15 protein-coding genes are annotated in these 17,345 nt (G+C 60.4%); 7 read left to right on the top strand and 8 right to left on the bottom strand.

The features are described 5' to 3' along the window. The first annotated feature begins 14 nt into the window (after window positions 1–14). Window positions 15–458, top strand: coding sequence for a low molecular weight protein-tyrosine-phosphatase (locus tag KUW67_RS16525; RefSeq protein ID WP_224826437.1), 444 nt, complete (start codon window positions 15–17; stop codon window positions 456–458). On the opposite strand, the gene KUW67_RS16520 is transcribed toward KUW67_RS16525, so the two are convergent. From KUW67_RS16520 to KUW67_RS16510, 3 genes are all read right to left on the bottom strand, one after another. After that, on the bottom strand, window positions 440–757 hold the full coding sequence (locus KUW67_RS16520; RefSeq protein ID WP_224826436.1) for a hypothetical protein: 318 nt from the start codon (window positions 755–757) through the stop codon (window positions 440–442). The two genes, KUW67_RS16525 and KUW67_RS16520, sit on opposite strands and share 19 nt — an antisense overlap. A 136-nt stretch (window positions 758–893) precedes the next feature. Next, window positions 894–1,565, bottom strand: a complete 672-nt coding sequence (locus KUW67_RS16515) for an HAD-IA family hydrolase (RefSeq protein ID WP_224826435.1) — start codon at window positions 1,563–1,565, stop codon at window positions 894–896. Window positions 1,566–1,708: 143 nt separating this feature from the next. Then, window positions 1,709–2,923, bottom strand: coding sequence for a glycerophosphodiester phosphodiesterase family protein (locus KUW67_RS16510; protein ID WP_370635024.1), 1,215 nt, complete (start codon window positions 2,921–2,923; stop codon window positions 1,709–1,711). Between the two features lie 208 nt (window positions 2,924–3,131). Between KUW67_RS16510 and KUW67_RS16505 the strand changes: the two genes are divergently transcribed. The 5 genes from KUW67_RS16505 to arsH are packed head-to-tail and all read left to right on the top strand — an operon-like array spanning window position 3,132 to window position 10,131. Further along, entirely contained in the window at window positions 3,132–4,958 is a 1,827-nt protein-coding gene (locus KUW67_RS16505) for an autotransporter assembly complex family protein (protein WP_224826434.1), read from the top strand. Continuing rightward, entirely contained in the window at window positions 4,958–8,377 is a 3,420-nt protein-coding gene (locus KUW67_RS16500) for a translocation/assembly module TamB domain-containing protein (protein ID WP_224826433.1), read from the top strand. The genes KUW67_RS16505 and KUW67_RS16500 overlap by 1 nt, the downstream gene beginning before the upstream one ends. Before the next feature lie 51 nt (window positions 8,378–8,428). Further along, window positions 8,429–8,755, top strand: a complete 327-nt coding sequence (locus KUW67_RS16495) for a helix-turn-helix transcriptional regulator (protein WP_224826432.1) — start codon at window positions 8,429–8,431, stop codon at window positions 8,753–8,755. Beyond that, the gene (locus tag KUW67_RS16490) at window positions 8,756–9,427 is read left to right on the top strand and encodes an MIP/aquaporin family protein (protein WP_224826431.1); all 672 of its coding nucleotides are present in this window, start codon (window positions 8,756–8,758) and stop codon (window positions 9,425–9,427) included. Further along, a complete protein-coding gene (gene arsH, locus KUW67_RS16485; protein WP_224826430.1) occupies window positions 9,424–10,131 on the top strand; it encodes an arsenical resistance protein ArsH in 708 nt (235 codons plus the stop codon). The genes KUW67_RS16490 and arsH overlap by 4 nt, the downstream gene beginning before the upstream one ends. Before the next feature lie 11 nt (window positions 10,132–10,142). Here the strand turns inward: arsH and KUW67_RS16480 are convergent, their stop codons facing one another. From KUW67_RS16480 to KUW67_RS16460, 5 genes are all read right to left on the bottom strand, one after another. Continuing rightward, complete coding sequence (locus KUW67_RS16480; protein ID WP_224826429.1) at window positions 10,143–10,694, bottom strand: membrane integrity-associated transporter subunit PqiC; 552 nt, start codon at window positions 10,692–10,694, stop codon at window positions 10,143–10,145. A 2-nt stretch (window positions 10,695–10,696) separates the two neighbouring features. Then, window positions 10,697–12,760: an intermembrane transport protein PqiB gene (locus KUW67_RS16475; RefSeq protein ID WP_224826428.1), complete on the bottom strand. Its 2,064-nt coding sequence runs from the start codon at window positions 12,758–12,760 to the stop codon at window positions 10,697–10,699. Continuing rightward, the gene (locus tag KUW67_RS16470) at window positions 12,757–13,395 is read right to left on the bottom strand and encodes a paraquat-inducible protein A (protein ID WP_224826427.1); all 639 of its coding nucleotides are present in this window, start codon (window positions 13,393–13,395) and stop codon (window positions 12,757–12,759) included. Before KUW67_RS16470 ends, KUW67_RS16475 begins: the two co-directional genes overlap by 4 nt. Then, the gene (locus KUW67_RS16465) at window positions 13,353–13,976 is read right to left on the bottom strand and encodes a paraquat-inducible protein A (RefSeq protein ID WP_224826426.1); all 624 of its coding nucleotides are present in this window, start codon (window positions 13,974–13,976) and stop codon (window positions 13,353–13,355) included. The genes KUW67_RS16470 and KUW67_RS16465 overlap by 43 nt, the downstream gene beginning before the upstream one ends. 135 nt (window positions 13,977–14,111) lie before the next feature. Further along, window positions 14,112–15,392 (bottom strand): ATP-binding protein, encoded by a 1,281-nt coding sequence (locus KUW67_RS16460; RefSeq protein WP_224826425.1) that lies wholly within the window; start codon window positions 15,390–15,392, stop codon window positions 14,112–14,114. Between the two features lie 145 nt (window positions 15,393–15,537). On the opposite strand from KUW67_RS16460, the gene lepA reads away from it, so the two are divergent. Then, the gene (gene lepA, locus KUW67_RS16455) at window positions 15,538–17,337 is read left to right on the top strand and encodes a translation elongation factor 4 (protein WP_224826424.1); all 1,800 of its coding nucleotides are present in this window, start codon (window positions 15,538–15,540) and stop codon (window positions 17,335–17,337) included. Window positions 17,338–17,345 lie beyond the last annotated feature (8 nt).

The following is a 17,345-nucleotide window of genomic DNA, read 5'->3' as shown; positions in this document are numbered from 1 at the left end:
CGGATATTGATTGCATGACCCAGCGTATCCTCTTTGTGTGCCTTGGCAATATCTGCCGCTCGCCTGCGGCCGAAGGGGTCGTGCGTGCGCAGATGCCCGAGGTTGCTACCGACAGCGCAGGCACATCGGGCTGGCATGTGGGTGATCCGCCGTATGGGCCTATGCAGAAGGCTGCGATCCGGCGCGGGGTCAATCTGTCAGATTTGCGCGCCCGCGCCTTTGTGGCGCAGGATTTCCACGATTTTGATCTGATCATCGCTATGGATGCCGAGAACATTGCCAATATCGAAGCGCTTCGCCCTGCAGACAACACCACGCCCGTCCAACTCTTCACCCATTATGCAGACGGGCCGGAGACCGAAGTCCCCGACCCGTATTACACGCGCGATTTTGAAGGTGCGTTGGATCTGATTGAACGCTGTGCCGCTGGGCTGAAAGATCAGCTGCGGCGGCAGTAAGTTTCAGCCGTTGAGCCGAAGGCCCGGTATTTCTTCCAGAACACCTCATGGCTGCGGCGATCCGATTGGCGGATTTCCTGCGCCTTGTGCGGATCTTTGAAGAAACTCGCCGCCAAGCGCTGATCTCCGCGCGACAGATGCGTATTCGCAGCCTTCTGAATGCAGTTGCACAAGCTGCGCGAGGCCGCCTTGCGGTCGGACTGCAAACAGGCCCGCGTTATGGGGCCTGCCTCGGCAAATGTGGCGAATACGGGGGTGGAGAGCGCGACAAGCACGGTGAGAATAGTCAAATATTTCATGTTTCTGCCTCGATCAAAGGGGCCGCCCGGATTGATCCGGTGTCTTGCCCAAAATCACTTCTGAGCAAGACTATGCCTCAAACGAGGGGCTGTTTCAATTCCGTAGATCGCCGCTGGCTTTGAAAAACCGCACCGCTCAGGCGGCGGCTTCGGGGGTGTCCAAGACCGACAGATCAAGCCGATCCGTTTGAACACTGAGGGCATCCGGAACCGCATGATCGCGCGTGTTCTTGCCCATGAACGCAATGGGCCGCAAGCCAGCGGCAACAGCAGCGGCCACGCCATCGGCGTTATCCTCGATGACAGCGATCTCATTGGCGGGCAGGCCAAGTTCAGCCATCACTTGAGTGTAGCATTCCGGGTTTGGCTTGGGCGCAGAGACATCGGCGCGGCTCGTGATCCGGTCAAAGATCTCGACAACGCCGGAACTGGCGGCGGCCTCAAGCACGGCATCGACATTGGCGCGCGACGTGGTGGTTATAAAGCCCAGCATCACGCCGCTTTCCCGCGCGTGTCGAAGCGCTTCCGGCACGCCGGGGCGCAAGGGCAGACGACCATGGATCAGTGCGGTTTGAAAGATACGCGACTTGGCTTGATGGATGCGTCCCGCATCAACCTGTTCGCCCCGCGCGTCGGCATAGCGCATCACCCGGTCCGCGCCGCCTGCATCCTTGAGCATCTTGCGATACGCGTCGCGGTCCCAATGCCACTCCAGACCATGCGCCGCAAAGGCCATATTGAACGCGTGGCGTTGAAGCTCGGAGGTTTCGATCAACGTCCCGATTGATCCGAATAGAAGTGCTTTCATGGGTGTGGTCCTTCATACAAGCAGCGCCCGAAAACGATCGGTGCAGAAGGACAAGCCCCGAGCGAGGGTTTGGTTCCCGCTCGGGTGCTCTTTTTTGCGACATTCTGGCGCAGCGATCCCGCCACCCAGAACATCGAGGTGGCTCAGTCCAGACCCATGCAGCTTGCGTAATAGCTGACGGTCGCAGGCCAATCGCTGAAAATGCCAGCAACACCAACGTCTTGGGCCAGCACGTCGATCAGCTCATACATCACGCCGTCGCTGCTGGTGACCTCTTCGATGGTCTGGTAATACCAGCCGCCACCTGTGGTCAGCGGGCCAGAGCGTTCGATGGTCCAGGTGATGATATTCAGCCCAGCCGCTTGCGCCTGCTTGGCCCATTCCGACGGCACGATTTCGCCATTCTCGACCGCGACAAGGATCCATGTGGGCGGCGCGATGAAGTTCACACCCAGCTCGGCATACTCCGCCAGGGGGCGCGGCCAGCTTGCCGGGTCTTGCGGATCGAAACCCTCTTCATTGTAGTGATCCACAAGATAGACCGCCTGCGCGCCAAACTCCGGCTCGTTCTCGATCCAGTAGAGCACATCTTCCAAGTTGAACGACTGCGCCCAGACATCCGAGGCGGGGATACCGGCAGCCTCATATTCATCAATCAGCTTTTGCGCGTAGTCCTGCTGCGAGAAGCCATCGAACGGCATCTCGACCGAAGGCGTCTTCAGTTCAGGCGTGAACTTGGCGCCCAGCGATTTGAAAAGCTCGATCGACTCTGCATGGGTCATCAGCGTGCCTTTTTCGGCGGAGTAAAGATCGGTGCGCCAGCCTGCGGTGCCGTCCATATACTCTTCAACCGTGGTGCCTTTGCTGTTGGCGGCATCCATCTTGCCGTTCAGCGTGCGGTATTCGGCCAGCGTGATCTCGGATGTGCGGCACTCGGCTGCAGCGTCGGTGTCACCCGAGGCAGGCGAGAACGGCGTCACGCATGTGTTTGCCAAGGGAGAGGCGAGGATGTTCGTCGTTGTGTGCAGATCGTTCTGCGCGTGGCGGCAAACCAATTCTTTGTCTTTGGTAAAGGTCACGTCGCATTCCAGAATGCCCGCGCCCATCCGTGCGGCGGCGACATTGCTTTCCACGGTATGCTCGGGGAACTGCATCGGCGCGCCGCGATGCCCGATTGAAAAATCGGTGCGCACCACATCCTGCCCCATGCAGGACATCAGCTTGTCCTTCAGCGGACCGGCTTCCATACGGTCGATCAGGTAGTAGGGGCGGGGGCCCATCTCGATCACATCGGCCATCGCGACCGCGCCGCCCATCACAAATGCACTCGCACAAAACAGGGTTTTCAAAGTCGTCATCAGACATCCTCCAGGTTCGTCTGCGACCCGTCGTGCAGAGCCTCAATGACGTTCTGATGACGCTTTCATGACGCCTTTTCAAAATTTGGTAGGGATCCTTTTGCCCTCTCGTGCATTAAACGATAACGGGCTGGATCGTGCCGGCTCCTGTGTAACGCCGGAAATGAGCCGATACATTGCCGAAACCATCCGCTAAGATGATGCGTATATGCTGCTGAGATTTCTGGGGACCTCTCTTTTGTTATTCCGAATTTACCTTGTGCATCTGGTCTTCGCATGCGTGCTGGCCAGTGGCGCTGCCGCGCTGGATGTTGATCTTCGCACACCCGGCATAGACGATGATTTGGCCGAAAAGCTGCGCAACGCCTCTTTGTTGGTGCAGACCGCGCAGGAAGAAGACCCCGCAGCGCCCATCGAAGTTCTGGCCAATGCGCAGGCCGATTATGCGCGGCTCGTCACGGTGCTCTATGAGGCAGGCCGGTTTGGCCCTGCGATCACCATCTCGCTGGATGGGCGCGAAGCGGCGAGCATCCCACCGATTGCAGCCCCCGCGCGGATCAACCGCGCCGTTATCACCGTGACGCCGGGGCCGGTCTTCGCCCTTGGTCAGACCCGCATCTCGCCTTTGGCCCGTCGCACCGAACTGCCCGAAAGTTTCGCCTCTGGTCAGACCGCATCGGTCTCCGCGCTGCAAGACGGTGTTGCCGCTGCTATCGAAGGTTGGCGCCAGATCGGGCACGCCAAGGCCGCCGTTGATCAACAACAGATCACAGCGCGTCACTCTGACCGTGCGCTTGATGTGGATGTGCGCTTGGACCCCGGTCCGCGCTTGCGTTTCGGGCGGCTGGATATCTCTTCTGAAAGCGCCGTCCGCCCGGACCGGATTCGCGAAATCGCGGGCCTGCCGACTGGCGACGTCTTTGATCCTGACGCGGTCGCCAAATCCCAGACGCGCTTGCGCCGCACAGGCACGTTCCGCGTTGCCGCGCTGACCGAGGCGGAAACAGCCAATCCCGACGGGACACTTGATATCGAAGCGCAGATCACAGATCAGCCGCCGCGTCGCCTCAGCTTCGGAGCCGAGATTTCGTCGCTGGACGGGCTTGGCGTGTCTGCCTCCTGGCTGCACCGCAACTTCTTCGGCGGCGCAGAGCGGTTCGTGGCAGAGGCCGAGGTCGGCGGTATCGGGGCGGGTGAGGAAGGCCCTGACTATCGCCTGTTCGCCCGGCTGTCGCGCCCGGCGACCTATCTGCCTGACCTTGAAGCCTACGCGCTTGTCCGTCTTGAGCAGATCGACGATCCAAACCTCTTTTCCCGCCGCTTCGCTCTCGAAGGGGGAGCCACCTATTTTGCCGGAGAATCCCGCGAGTTCAGCGTCGGCATCGGTTACCAGGCTGCCGAGATCGAAGATGATCTGGGCGAACGCGATTACACGATCCTGACATTCCCCGCCGTCGGCACCTTTGACGAGCGGAATGACCGCCTCAACGCCACTGCCGGGTTTTACGGCCAACTCGCACTGACCCCTTTCGTGGGGCTGTCGGGCACCGAAAGTGGTTTGCGCACCTCTCTCGACCTGCGCACCTATCGCAGTTTCGGCGTAGATGATCGCGTGACCTTCGCGGTGCGTGGCCAGCTTGGCTCTGTTGCTGGGCCGGATATCGAAGAAGCCCCCGCTGACTTTCTGTTCTTCTCAGGAGGTGGCGGGACAGTCCGCGGGCATGAATATCAGTCGCTCGGTGTCGATCTGGAAGATGACGTTACCATCGGGGGACGCTCCTTTCTGGGGCTGTCCACCGAGTTGCGCGTCAAAACCGGCGACAACCTATCCGTCGTAGGGTTCTACGATATGGGCTATATCGGCGCTGAGGAATTCCCCGACGGCACGTCCGGCGAATGGCATGCGGGGGCGGGCGCCGGGGTGCGGTACGACACTGGCATCGGACCCATCCGGCTTGATCTGGCGGTGCCTGTCAGTGGTCCGGATGATACTGACGGCTTTGAAATTTACATCGGAATTGGGCAGGCGTTTTGATGCGGTTCCTCGTTTTTCTTTTTTGTCTGATGCTTCCCCTCGCGGCCTTTGCACAAGAAGAGGCCGAGGATCGCGGCTACCTTGCGGGCGTGCTTGAAGACGCGCTGGGCGGCGAGGGTCGCGACGTGCGTATCGAAGGGTTTGAAGGGGCGTTCAGCAGTGCGGCCTCCATCGCGCGGATCACGATTTCCGATCGCGACGGGGTGTGGCTGACATTGACAGATGTGGTGGTGGACTGGAACCGCTCTGCCTTGCTGCGCGGGCGGATCGAGGTGAACGAGCTGTCGGCGGCATCCATTGATCTGCCGCGTGCGCCGTTGCCTCCGGAAACAAATGTGCCCGATCCCGAAGCGACCCCGTTTGCGCTGCCTGATTTGCCAGTCTCCATCCGCATCGGCACTCTGGACATCGACGAAATCTCTCTTGGTGCCCCGATCCTGGGGGAGGCCGCGACCCTCTCGCTCGAAGGAAATGCGCAATTGGCGGATGGCTCCGGTTCGGCGCAACTCAACGCCACGCGTATTGATGACAAAACTGGCGAGCTGACGCTGGACGCTGCCTTCACTGCGGGGGACCGCGCGCTCAAGATTGATCTGCTGCTTAGCGAAGGGGCTGATGGTATCGCGGCCCGTCTGATGGGGCTGCCTAACACGCCCAGCCTTGATCTGCGCGTTGTTGGCGACGGAACTTTGTCGGACTTCACAGCCGATATCGGCCTTGCCACGGATGGCGCGGATCGCTTGACGGGCACGCTGACCCTTGTGGACGGCACACCCGAGGCCGAAGGTGCGCCTGCGCCATTGGGTTTCGATGCCGCGCTGAACGGCGATGTCACCGCACTGTTCCTGCCGCAATATCGTGACTTCTTTGGCGATGATATCCGCTTGGTCGTGCGTGGTGAACGCGCACCGGATGGGGCGCTTGCACTAGATGATCTGTCGTTGCAGACCCGCGCGCTCAGCTTGCAAGGTCAAGCCGCTCTTAACGCGGATGCGTGGCCGACCTTGCTGGTCCTCGACGGTGAAATTGCCAATCAAGACGGCACGCCGGTGCTGCTGCCCATCTCGGGCGGTGAGACACGGATCGACAGCGCCAACCTGCGCTTACGCTTCGATGCGGCGCAGGGCGATGCCTTCCGGGGCGGGATCCAGCTGCGCGCGCTCAACCGCGCCGATGTGCAGGTCGAGACGATCAGCCTTGGTGCGCGTGGCACGTTGCAAGGTGATGTGAATGCCATCGGGCAAGTGATTGCAGCCCTTCGGTTTTCCGCCAATGAGATCGACTTTGCCGACCCCGATGTGGCCCGTGCGGTGGGGCGCGATGTGACCGGCGCAGTTGATCTGAGCTATCTCGAAGGTCGCCCGCTCGAGCTGTCCGATCTGTCCACGGAAGGGGCGACGTGGTCGCTCACCGGGGAGGCGGCAATCAACGCGCTCGCCAGCGGTTTTGAGACCATCTTTGACGCAGATATTACCGCGCAAGACCTCAGCGCATTTGCCCCGCTTGTGGGCCAGCCTCTCAGCGGCTCGGCAACGCTCGCGGCTGAGGGCAGTGCTGCGTTGGGCGGCTTTTTCGACGTGACACTGACTGGGCAGGCGCGCGATCTGAGCGTTGGGATCGCGCAAGCAGATACGCTTTTGCGCGGCACGACCCAGCTTGATATTGCCGCCAAGCGTGACGAAGCGGGACTGCAAATCAGCCGTCTGGAGATTGAAAACCCGCAACTTGGTGCCACTGCCTCGGCCACATTGGCGACAGATACCGGGCAGGTTCAGTTCGACACGCGACTGGCCAACGCCAACCTGCTTGCCCCCGGGATCAACGGTCCTCTAACCGTGACGGGCACCGCGCGTCAGGCCGAAGGTCGCTGGACATTCGAGACCCAAGGCACCGGCCCCTACGGCACAACCGCCACCGTCAATGGCACAGCGTCCGACGACGCCGGGATTGACCTGCGCTACACCGCTCGCATCCCCGACTTTTCGCCCCTCGTCGTCGAACTGCCCGGCCCCCTTCGCATCGACGGGACGGCCCGTCAGCAGGGTGAGCTATGGGCAATAGAGACGGCCCTTGATGGCCCGTCCGGCACCAGTTCGACTGTCTCCGGAACCATCGCGCCGAGCGGCCGTTTGAACCTTTCGGTCAACGGAACAGCGCCGCTGGGGCTGGCCAATCCGGCCCTGCGTCCGAACAATCTGCAAGGCACGGCGCAGTTTGATTTGGCCGTGAATGGTGCCCCGGCATTGAACGCCGTGTCCGGCACGATCACGACCTCGAACGCGCGCTTCGTGGCCCCCGCCTTACGCATCGGATTTGGCGATATCGACGCTCAGATCGGGCTCAGTGGCGGGGTCGCGAACCTGCAGGCAAATGCCGATGTGCTTGAGGGCGGCAACGTGAGCGTCACCGGGCCGATCACGCTGTCCGGCGCGTTCCCTGCTGATCTGAGCATCGCCTTGAACGGGATGAAAGTTGTCGATCCGACGCTTTATGAGACGACTTTGAATGGCGCGCTTAGCATCAACGGCGGTCTGCGCGGTGGTGCGCGCATCGCGGGACAGATCGACGTGGGCGAGACGATCGTCCAAGTGCCTGCCTCTGGCATTTCGACCTTCGGTGCCCTGCCAGAGATCACCCACCAAAACGCACCACGTCCCGTGATGCGCACGCTTGACCGCGCCGGTCTGCTGCCCGAAGACACGGGCGAGACAGCCGGTGGCCCCGCCTTTCCGCTCGACATTCTGGTCCGCGCGCCCTCTCGTATTTTTGTGCGCGGCCGTGGTCTGGACGCCGAGCTTGGCGGCTCCCTGCGCCTGACCGGCACCAGCGCTGATATCATCTCCACCGGTCGGTTTGAGCTGATCCGGGGCCGCCTTGATGTGCTCTCCAAACGTTTTGAGTTGGACGAAGGCGCGATCCAGCTGCAAGGCCGCTTCGAGCCGTTCCTGCGCTTCGTCGCGATCACCGAGACTGCCACCGGCACGGCCAGCGTGATCCTTGACGGCCCCGCCGCCGAGCCGACGGTCCGCTTTGAAGCCACGCCCGACGCGCCCCAGGATGAGGTGCTCGCCCAGGTTTTCTTTGGTCGCGACGCCTCGCAACTCTCGGCGTTTCAGGCGCTTCAATTGGCCAACGCCGTCGCCACGCTTGCGGGCAATGGCGGGGCCGGGATCATCTCAAACCTGCGCCAGTCCTTTGATCTTGATGATCTCGACGTGACCACGGATGAGGACGGCAACGCAGCGGTGCGAGCTGGTAAGTATCTGTCGGACAACATTTATACGGACGTCACTGTCGGTGGCGCGGGCGGCGCTGCGATCTCGCTCAACATTGATCTGACGCCGAATATCACCGCGAAAGGCTCGGTCGAGGCGGATAGCAACACGTCCCTTGGTATCTTTTTCGAGCGGGATTACTGATCGCTGTCTTCGCGCTTGACGCGGTTCAATCATTTCCATAAATCGTGATATATGGATAAGAATACAGCCGCCGCCGCATTCGCGGCTCTCAGCCAGCCCACTCGTCTGGATGTCTTTCGCCTGCTCATCAAAGCCGGTCAAGACGGCCTGCGCGCGGGCGAGATCAGCGATCAACTGGACGTGCGCCAGAATACAATGTCGGCAAACCTGACCGTGCTCGTGCAGGCCGGTCTGATCCGCAACCGCCGCGAAGGGCGCACCATTCGCTATTACGCCGATCTTGACGGGATGCGCGGCTTGCTCGCCTTCCTGATGGAGGATTGCTGCGGCGGCAATCCCGCCTTGTGCAAACCCATTCTTGATGAACTGGCCTGCTGAATGACCTTCACTCTCTCGCGCCGTTTGACGGCTGAATTTCTGGGCACCGCCTTTCTTGTGGGCACCGTTGTCGGCTCGGGCATCATGGCCGACGCGCTGACCGAAGACGTGGCACTTGCCTTGCTGGGCAATACGCTGCCTACGGGCGCGATCCTTGTGGTGCTGATCACGATCCTCGGCCCAATCTCTGGTGCGCATTTCAACCCTGCGGTCTCGCTCGCCTTCGTCATCAACAAAACCATGCCCGTGGCCGAGCTTGCGCCTTATGTGATCGCTCAGATCGCAGGCGGCATTGTCGGCAGCCTTGTGGCCCATGCGATGTTCGATCTGACGATCTTTCAGATGTCCACCACCGTGCGCAGCGGCACGGGTCAGTGGATCGCCGAAATTGTCGCGACCTTCGGTCTGGTCGGCACGATCCTCGCGGGCATTCGCTTTCGCGGCGACGCGGTGCCATGGCTGGTAGGGCTTTACATCACCGCGGCCTATTGGTTCACCGCATCCACCTCTTTCGCCAACCCCGCCGTCGCCATTGCGCGTGGGTTCTCGGACACGTTCGCGGGCATCCGCATGATGGATGTGCCAGCCTTTATCCTCGCGCAGATCGTCGGCTCGGTCCTTGCTGTAATCGTGCTGACATGGCTTTTGCGCGACACGAAAGACGCCCAATGACCGACACGCCCCAGCTCTCCGAAGCGCATTTCACGCCGGTCGATAAAGACGCTCTGCTGCGCCCCGCGCGGGACACCCACGCGCCGCGTATTCTGTTGCTTTATGGCTCTCTGCGTGCAACATCCTATAGCCGTCTGATGACGGAAGAGGCCGCCCGCATCCTGCAGCGCTTGGGCGCTGAGACGAAAACCTTCAACCCGTCCGGCCTCCCACTACCCGACGATGCAGAGGCCGATCACCCCAAAGTCGCCGAGCTGCGCGAGCTGGCGACATGGTCCGAAGGTATGGTCTGGTCGTCGCCCGAACGCCACGGCGCGATGACGGGCATCATGAAAGCCCAGATCGACTGGATCCCGCTGTCACTGGGCGGTGTGCGCCCGACCCAGGGCAAAACGCTTGCGCTGATGCAGGTCTGTGGCGGCTCGCAGAGCTTCAACACCGTCAACCAGTTGCGCATTCTGGGCCGTTGGATGCGGATGCTGACGATCCCGAACCAAAGCTCGGTGCCCAAAGCGTTTCTGGAGTTTGAAGACGGGCGCATGAAGCCGTCGCCTTTCTATGATCGGATGGTCGACGTGATGGAGGAGCTGGTGAAATTCACCCTGCTCACCCGCGACCGCAACGATGTGCTGATCGACCGCTATAGCGAGCGCAAGGAAAGCGCGGCAGAGCTGTCGAAACGCGTGAACCAGAAGGCGATCTGACCCACGTGGGTCTAGCGTAACCCGTCGCGCGCAATTGTCTCTGACAGCTGCAAAAGTGCTGCTGCGCGCGCAGCCCCGATGGCCGCAATCCCGCCGTCTGGGTCGTAAGGGATCAAGATCTGGAAATAATCAGACCGGTCGCCGCGCCCGCGCGAGGGGGCCACGAAATACTGACCCGTCAAGCGAAACGCACCGCTTTCCATCGCCAGCATATCCTCGATCCGCACTTCAACGCGTGCGTCCGGAAAGCCGTCAAAGGGCCAAGGTTCATTGGCAACGCGGGCGTTGGTCAACGCCGCCAGATTTCGGCTCAGCGCCAGAGACACTTCCCGCTCAGGCGCGTCGGCCCACAACGCATCGGCAGAGCTGACCAAAGCGCCGTCTGCGCGTTGGATCTGAATTTCCTCTGCGGCGGCGTAGCTTGGCAACGACACGTCGCGCACCTCGACCGTGCTGTAACGGATCGACACCGTCTCAGTGATCTCAGGCACCGGAACGGGATAGCGCAGCGCAGTGCCCGAACAGGCCGCGAGGATCAGGAAAAGGGGAAGAAACCGCAGCATAGTCATCGTCCTAACAGCAGGGAATTGGGGTTGCGCTCAATCGCGCGCGCAAGGCTCGAGACGGCATCCGCCGCCTTGCTCAGATCACGCAGCGCCTCGCGGGCCGAGCGGTTGAGTTGCGAGCTTTCGTCATAGCTTTGCAGCGTTGTGCTGGCTTGCGACAGCACCGTGTTCATCCGCTCCAGCACCCGTGGCAGGTCTTGCGCCGACAGCGCCACTTGGTCCGCTGCCTGCCGGGCTGACGACATGGCTGCGTTCACATTGGCCACCGCACCGCCCTCGCGCAATTCGGTCAGGGTCGCTTGCAACTCGGCCAGTGCTGCCGACAGATCGCCGGGCAGGGCGCGCGCGTCTTCGGTGTCGATCACATCCTCGGCAGCGTCCACCAAATCGGTCAATTCGGTGATCAGCGTTTCCAATGGCAATTCAGCAGCCGTTGCGGCCAGTGTGTTCAGCTCTGCCACAAGTTCTGGCACGCCGCTTGCGGCCTCGGCCGTTGCGTCCACCGCCTCCAGAAGCCGCGCGACGGCGCGGTCCTCTTCAAGCTGGCGCCCGACGGCTTCGATCCGCTGCAGCGCCGCTTCCAGCAACACCGGCACGTTCTGCGCCGCGTCCGAGCCGACCAATCCACGCATATCGCCGATCAATGCCTGAATTTCCTCGGGCGTGTCCTGCAACGCCTGATCGGCCACCAAGGCAGTGCCGGCGTTCAAAAAGTCGATGGCAGAGTTCAACAACTCCTCGACCGGCAGCGCGCTGATCCGCTCTAGCGCGCCTTCGGCACTCACCGTCACATCGCTGATTTCGCTGCCTGTGACCGGCATCACCGGGAAGGGCGTGGTGGAACGGTCCAACAAGCTCAGCTCTGCGTCTTCGACAACCACAAACTCGATCTTCAGTCCCCCGGTCAGCAGCCCAGCCGAGGCAAGCCGCGCCCGCAGCCCGTTGACAACGCTTGCGGTCAGAAAATCCAGGGCGTTCTGGGCGGTCGGCTCGCTTTGCAGCCCCAGCCGCGCTGGCTGGATCGACAAAGTGACGATCAAACGCACCCGCGCATCGCCAAATCGCGCACGATCCACCAGACCGTTCACATTGCTGACCTCGCCGATGCGCAGACCGTTGAGCTCGACAGGCGCGCCCACGGCCAACCCGGCTACGTTTTCCTCGAAGATGACGTTGATGTTGAGCGGCTCCACATCCGAGGCGTTGAACACGCTGGCCCGCGCCATGGTCTGTTCGGAAAAGACGTCGAATACGTCGCCATCTTGTGCCGGCGCGCCGCCTGAAATGAACGTATCAAACGTCACACCCCCGCCGACCAGCGATGCGAGAGAGGTGAAATCCAGTTCCGCCCCCGCAGGCCCAAGAGAGAACGTGAACCCCGAACTGTCCCAGAACCGCGTGGCATCCGAAATCAGGCGGTCGTAAGGCTCATAGATGATCGCCTCGGCAATGGTGAACCCGCCATCGCGCGAGATACGCGCCGTGCCCATGCGCCCCACTTCGACGCCTCGGAAAAAGATCGGCGTGTCGCCGTTCAGCACCGTGTCGCCAACAGCACGCAGGCCCAGCTCCAATCCCGGCTGACCCGGCCGGATCAGCGGCGGATCGGTAAGGCCCACAAAACTGCGCCGTTCGTCCCCGGCGACCGTGTCCCAAGAGCCTTCGATGTAGACACCGTTCAGCACCGTATCGAGGCCGCTGACCCCTTGCGTGGTAACCTCCGGGCGCACCACCCAAAACCGGGCGGAACTGTCGATAAACGGTGCCACATCCTTGTCCACCCGCACCACCGCGATCACCGCGCTCAGATCGTCCGTAAAGCGAACCTCTTCGACCAACCCGACGACCACGTCGCGGTAATGCAGCTCTGTCTGGCTGGCCTTCACACCCGCTGCCGTGTCGAACGTGATCTCGATCAACGGGCCGCGATCCGCGTAACTGCTATAGGCCACACCAAGTGCGATCAGAAGCGCAATGATCGGCACAACCCACACGACCGAGACACGCTCCACCCAAGAGCGCCGCGCAGGCTCGATCTGCACCGGAGGGGGCGTTTCGCTCATGACCGTTCCGCATCCCAGATCAAGCGCGCGTCGAAACTTTGCGCCGACAGCATGGTGAAGATAACCGACAGCCCGAAGAACAGCGCCGCCGGGCCGGGGTTCACTGCAGCCAGCGCGTTCAGCTGAACCAGGGACGACAGGATCGCCACCACAAACACATCAATCATCGACCACCGTCCGATATATTCCACGATCTCATAAAGCCCCATGCGCTGGCTTGACGGGCTCGTCGTGCCTCTCTGCGCGGCCAGCGCCAGAAAAGCAATGGCCAGAAACTTGCCCACCGGGATCATGACCGATGCCAGAAAGATCACCAACGCAATTCCATAAGAGCCGTGGTTGATCAGCGTCACGACCCCTCCCACGATTGTGTCCTGCTGCACCGACACCAGCGTGCGGGTCTGCAACATCGGGTACAGATTGGCCGGGATGTAGCAGAGCAGCCCAACAATCCACCACGCCCAGACCCGCTGCAACGCCTTGTGATCGCGCGAGACAATCGTCGCTCCGCAGCGCGTGCAACGCTTCGTGCCCAGCGGCCACACTTTCGTGCAGCGCTGGCACCCCACGACGCCGATCTCGCGGGCGGTGACTACTTTGCCGTTTCGAGGGATTTCCAAACCGACCACCTGCATAAAAAGCTGTCTTGAACGACCACAAGCACCGTCAGGACGCAAAACATCCAGAACGCCGGCCCAAAAGCGATCTGCGCCAGATCGGCCACTTTGATCAGTGCCACCGCGCAGCCGATGGCGAAAATCTCGGCCATGGACCAGGGCCGCAAGGCCTCGGACAAGCTGAACGCCCAGGCCGCGTGTTTCGCCGGAGGCCGGTCCGCGACCACCGGAAACAGCACGTAGATCACCAACAACACGCGCAAAAGCGGGATGAAAAGGATCATCGCGACCGTTCCAAGCGAGACCAGAACCAAAGGCCCTCCACTGAAAATCAGTGCCGCATCCAGCACCGAGACCGAGTTCCGCGCCCCCCCAGCTTCAATCGACAAAAACGGCGTGACCGCAGCGGCCAGCACAAGAATGAACACGGCGAGCGCCACCGCAATGATCTGCGCCCCCGCGCGACGGCGGGGGGCAATCAGCACCGTATGACAGCGCTGACACACCGCCCGTTCCCCGAATTTCGGCTCTGCGACGTGATAAATAGCGTCGCAGTTTGGGCAGACGATGAGGTCTTTGAGGGGCGGGGTGGTGGACATAATGGGAGAGTAAGGGAGGGGGGCAGGGAAGGGAAGGCGGCTCCACTAAGTGGGCGCGCATTTGGAGAGACCAAATCCGACGTTAGAACTTCCCGTATCGAATTTTCACCCCACTTTTGAGAGACGCCCGACACATTAAAGAATTTTTGCGACAGCCGGGTGATCTACCTCAAGATCAACTCCGTTTTGCTCAGCGCGAAGTCGCACATATCCCCGTATCATTGTCTCAGAGAATTCATACCAACCCGCTCTCGTTCCAGTCAGAATGCTTCCATGACTGTCTCTCTTGAGAGCGTTGATGCGTTGATTGAATTTTGCTCGATCCAACCGCTCTTGCGGCCTAGCGGTCGCTATCCGTTCGTAGGACGAAAAGATGTCACTACTTCTCCGTCTCAGTTCATGTCCATCTGCGGCAGCCCATAGAACGGTTTCATAGTCGTTTTGGTACTTTTGTGTAGCATCCTCATAGGGCTTTCGTAACTTCATATCCATCGCCTCTGCTGCGTCGTTCATTGCCTTTTCAAATAGCTCAGGTGTTACGACACCGCCGTTGCGGGCTTCAAATACCCGCCAAAAGAGCTTCTCAGAGATGAAGTGAACGTAGTGAGGAAACCCATCACTTATGCGAGCAATTCGTATGACTGTATTTTCATCAATCTCGATGCCGAGCGCTGACGCAGCATTTTCTACAATTTCGTAACGTGCCTCCCACGGCAGCTGTTTTAGCCCAACAGTGTGAAAATAGCGGTCAGCACTTCCGTGGGCATCCATCAGGACCTCAACACTCTCACCGATCCCGCAGACGATAAAGCGTGCCTTAACGTGTTGATCGGAAACCTGTTTCAAGAAGTTAGTGAACAAGATTTGCTCGTTCCTATTTTCGATCAGATCGAACTCATCTACGACCACAACTAAATCGCGCTCTAGGCTCTCAGTAATGAACCTAATCAGTCTGACTGCTTCATTTATTGAATTCGGACTAGACGAACGACCTTCCTCAGTTGTTACCCGCCCATCCGCAGAAATTCCGAACCTTCCGAAACTAAGGCCTTTTTCAGTGATCCTCTTCTCTAGAGTTGGACTACGACCGTTCACTTGGTCAAAAACTTCTCTGATTATTGAAGAAAAAGTGCTCTGCCCATCACACGCAATCAAAACAGCATCTTCGCTGTCTGCCAATGAATATGCGCAAGTCTGCGCTAGTGACGACTTGCCAACACCTCGCAGACCATGGATTAGTGCGTGCCGTCCAGGTTGTAAAAGTGATCGCTTGATTGCATTCAGCTGCTCAGCACGTCCTCTCAAAAACTCAACAGATTGCAAAGGTCGTGCAGGAGACAAAACTCTAGACATGAGCTTACCGAAGTCATTTTCGGGTTGGGTCAAGACAGCGCGAAGTCCCTCTAAGTCACTCATTACAAGTCCCCTCTTGATTGTGCTCCAATAGATAAGCTGTGCGCTATAGAATTGAAGTGCAGCATGATTTGATAGTGTGAAACAGGCAAAGCACCCTCACCATCCCCCATTGACCAACCCCCATTTCCGCCGCATATCCACTTCCATGACCGATCTCGCAAAAATCCGGAATTTCTCCATCGTGGCGCATATCGACCACGGCAAATCCACGCTCGCGGACCGCCTCATCCAAGAGACGGGCACGGTGCAGGATCGCGACATGAAGGAACAGCTTCTCGACGCGATGGATATCGAGCGAGAACGCGGCATCACCATCAAGGCCAACACCGTCCGCATCGACTACACTGCCGATGACGGGCAGGCCTACGTCCTCAACCTGATCGACACCCCCGGCCACGTCGATTTCGCCTATGAGGTCAGCCGCTCCATGCGCGCCGTCGAAGGCTCCCTTCTGGTCGTGGACAGCACCCAAGGGGTCGAGGCGCAGACGCTCGCCAATGTCTACCAAGCCATTGATGCCGATCACGAAATCGTCCCCGTTCTGAATAAGATCGACCTGCCCGCATCCGACTGCGACCGCGTGGCCGAACAGATCGAGGACGTGATCGGCATAGACGCCACCGACGCCATTCAGGTCTCCGCCAAGACGGGCGTCGGCATCCACGAAACCCTCGAAGCCATCGTCACCAAACTGCCTAGCCCCAGCGGTGACCCCGACGCGCCGCTGAAAGCGATGCTGGTCGACAGCTGGTACGACGCCTATCTCGGCGTGATCGTCCTTGTCCGCATCATCGACGGGCACCTCAAGAAGGGCGACAAGATCAAGATGCTGTCGAACGGCTCGGTCCACCATGTCGACCGCATCGGCGTCTTCCGCCCCGCGATGGAGACCATCGACACGCTCGGCCCCGGCGAAATCGGCTTCCTGACCGCCTCCATCAAGCAGGTGCGCGACACCCGCGTGGGTGACACGATCACCCATGAAAAACACGGCACGACCGACGCGCTGCCCGGCTTCAAGCCGTCCCAGCCGGTCGTCTTCTGCGGCCTCTTCCCCGTCGATAACGCCCAGTTCGAAGACCTCCGCGACGCCATCGAAAAGCTCGCCCTGAACGACGCCTCGTTCAGCTTCGAGATGGAAACCTCCGCCGCCCTCGGCTTCGGCTTCCGCTGCGGCTTTCTGGGCCTGCTACACCTCGAAGTGATCCGCGACCGGATCGAGCGCGAATATGATATCGAACTCATCACCACCGCGCCGTCGGTGATCTACCACGTCTACCTGCGCGACGGCGAGATGATCGAGCTGCACAACCCCGCCGACATGCCCGACCTGTCCCTCGTCGACCGCATCGAAGAGCCGCGCATCAAGGCCACGATCCTTGTGCCCGACGACTATCTGGGCGACGTGCTGAAACTGTGTCAGGACCGCCGCGGCATCCAGCAGGACCTTACCTATGCCGGCACCCGCGCGATGGTCGTCTATGACCTGCCGCTCAACGAGGTAGTGTTCGATTTCTACGATAGGCTGAAATCCGTAACGAAAGGTTACGCCAGTTTCGATTACCAGATGATCGGCTACCGGCAGGATTTCCTTGTCAAAATGCAGGTGCTGGTGAACGAGGAACCGGTCGACGCGCTCTCCACCATGGTCCACCGCGACCGCGCCGAAATGCGGGGCCGTGCGATGTGCGAAAAGCTCAAAGACCTGATCCCGCGCCACATGTTCAAAATCCCGATCCAGGCCGCCATCGGAGGCCGCGTCATCGCCCGCGAAACCCTCGCCGCCCTGCGCAAGGACGTGACCGCCAAATGCTACGGCGGAGACGCCACCCGCAAGAAGAAACTGCTGGAGAAGCAGAAGGCCGGTAAGAAGAAGATGCGCCAGTTCGGGAAGGTTGATATCCCACAGGAGGCGTTTATTTCGGCACTTAAGATGGACTCTTAGTCCATCTT

The organism is Cognatishimia sp. MH4019 (genome assembly GCF_020177595.1).
GTDB lineage: Bacteria > Pseudomonadota > Alphaproteobacteria > Rhodobacterales > Rhodobacteraceae > JAHTBL01.
The sequence above is the reverse complement of the archived record's forward strand: the minus strand, read 5'-3'. Positions and strand labels throughout refer to the sequence as shown.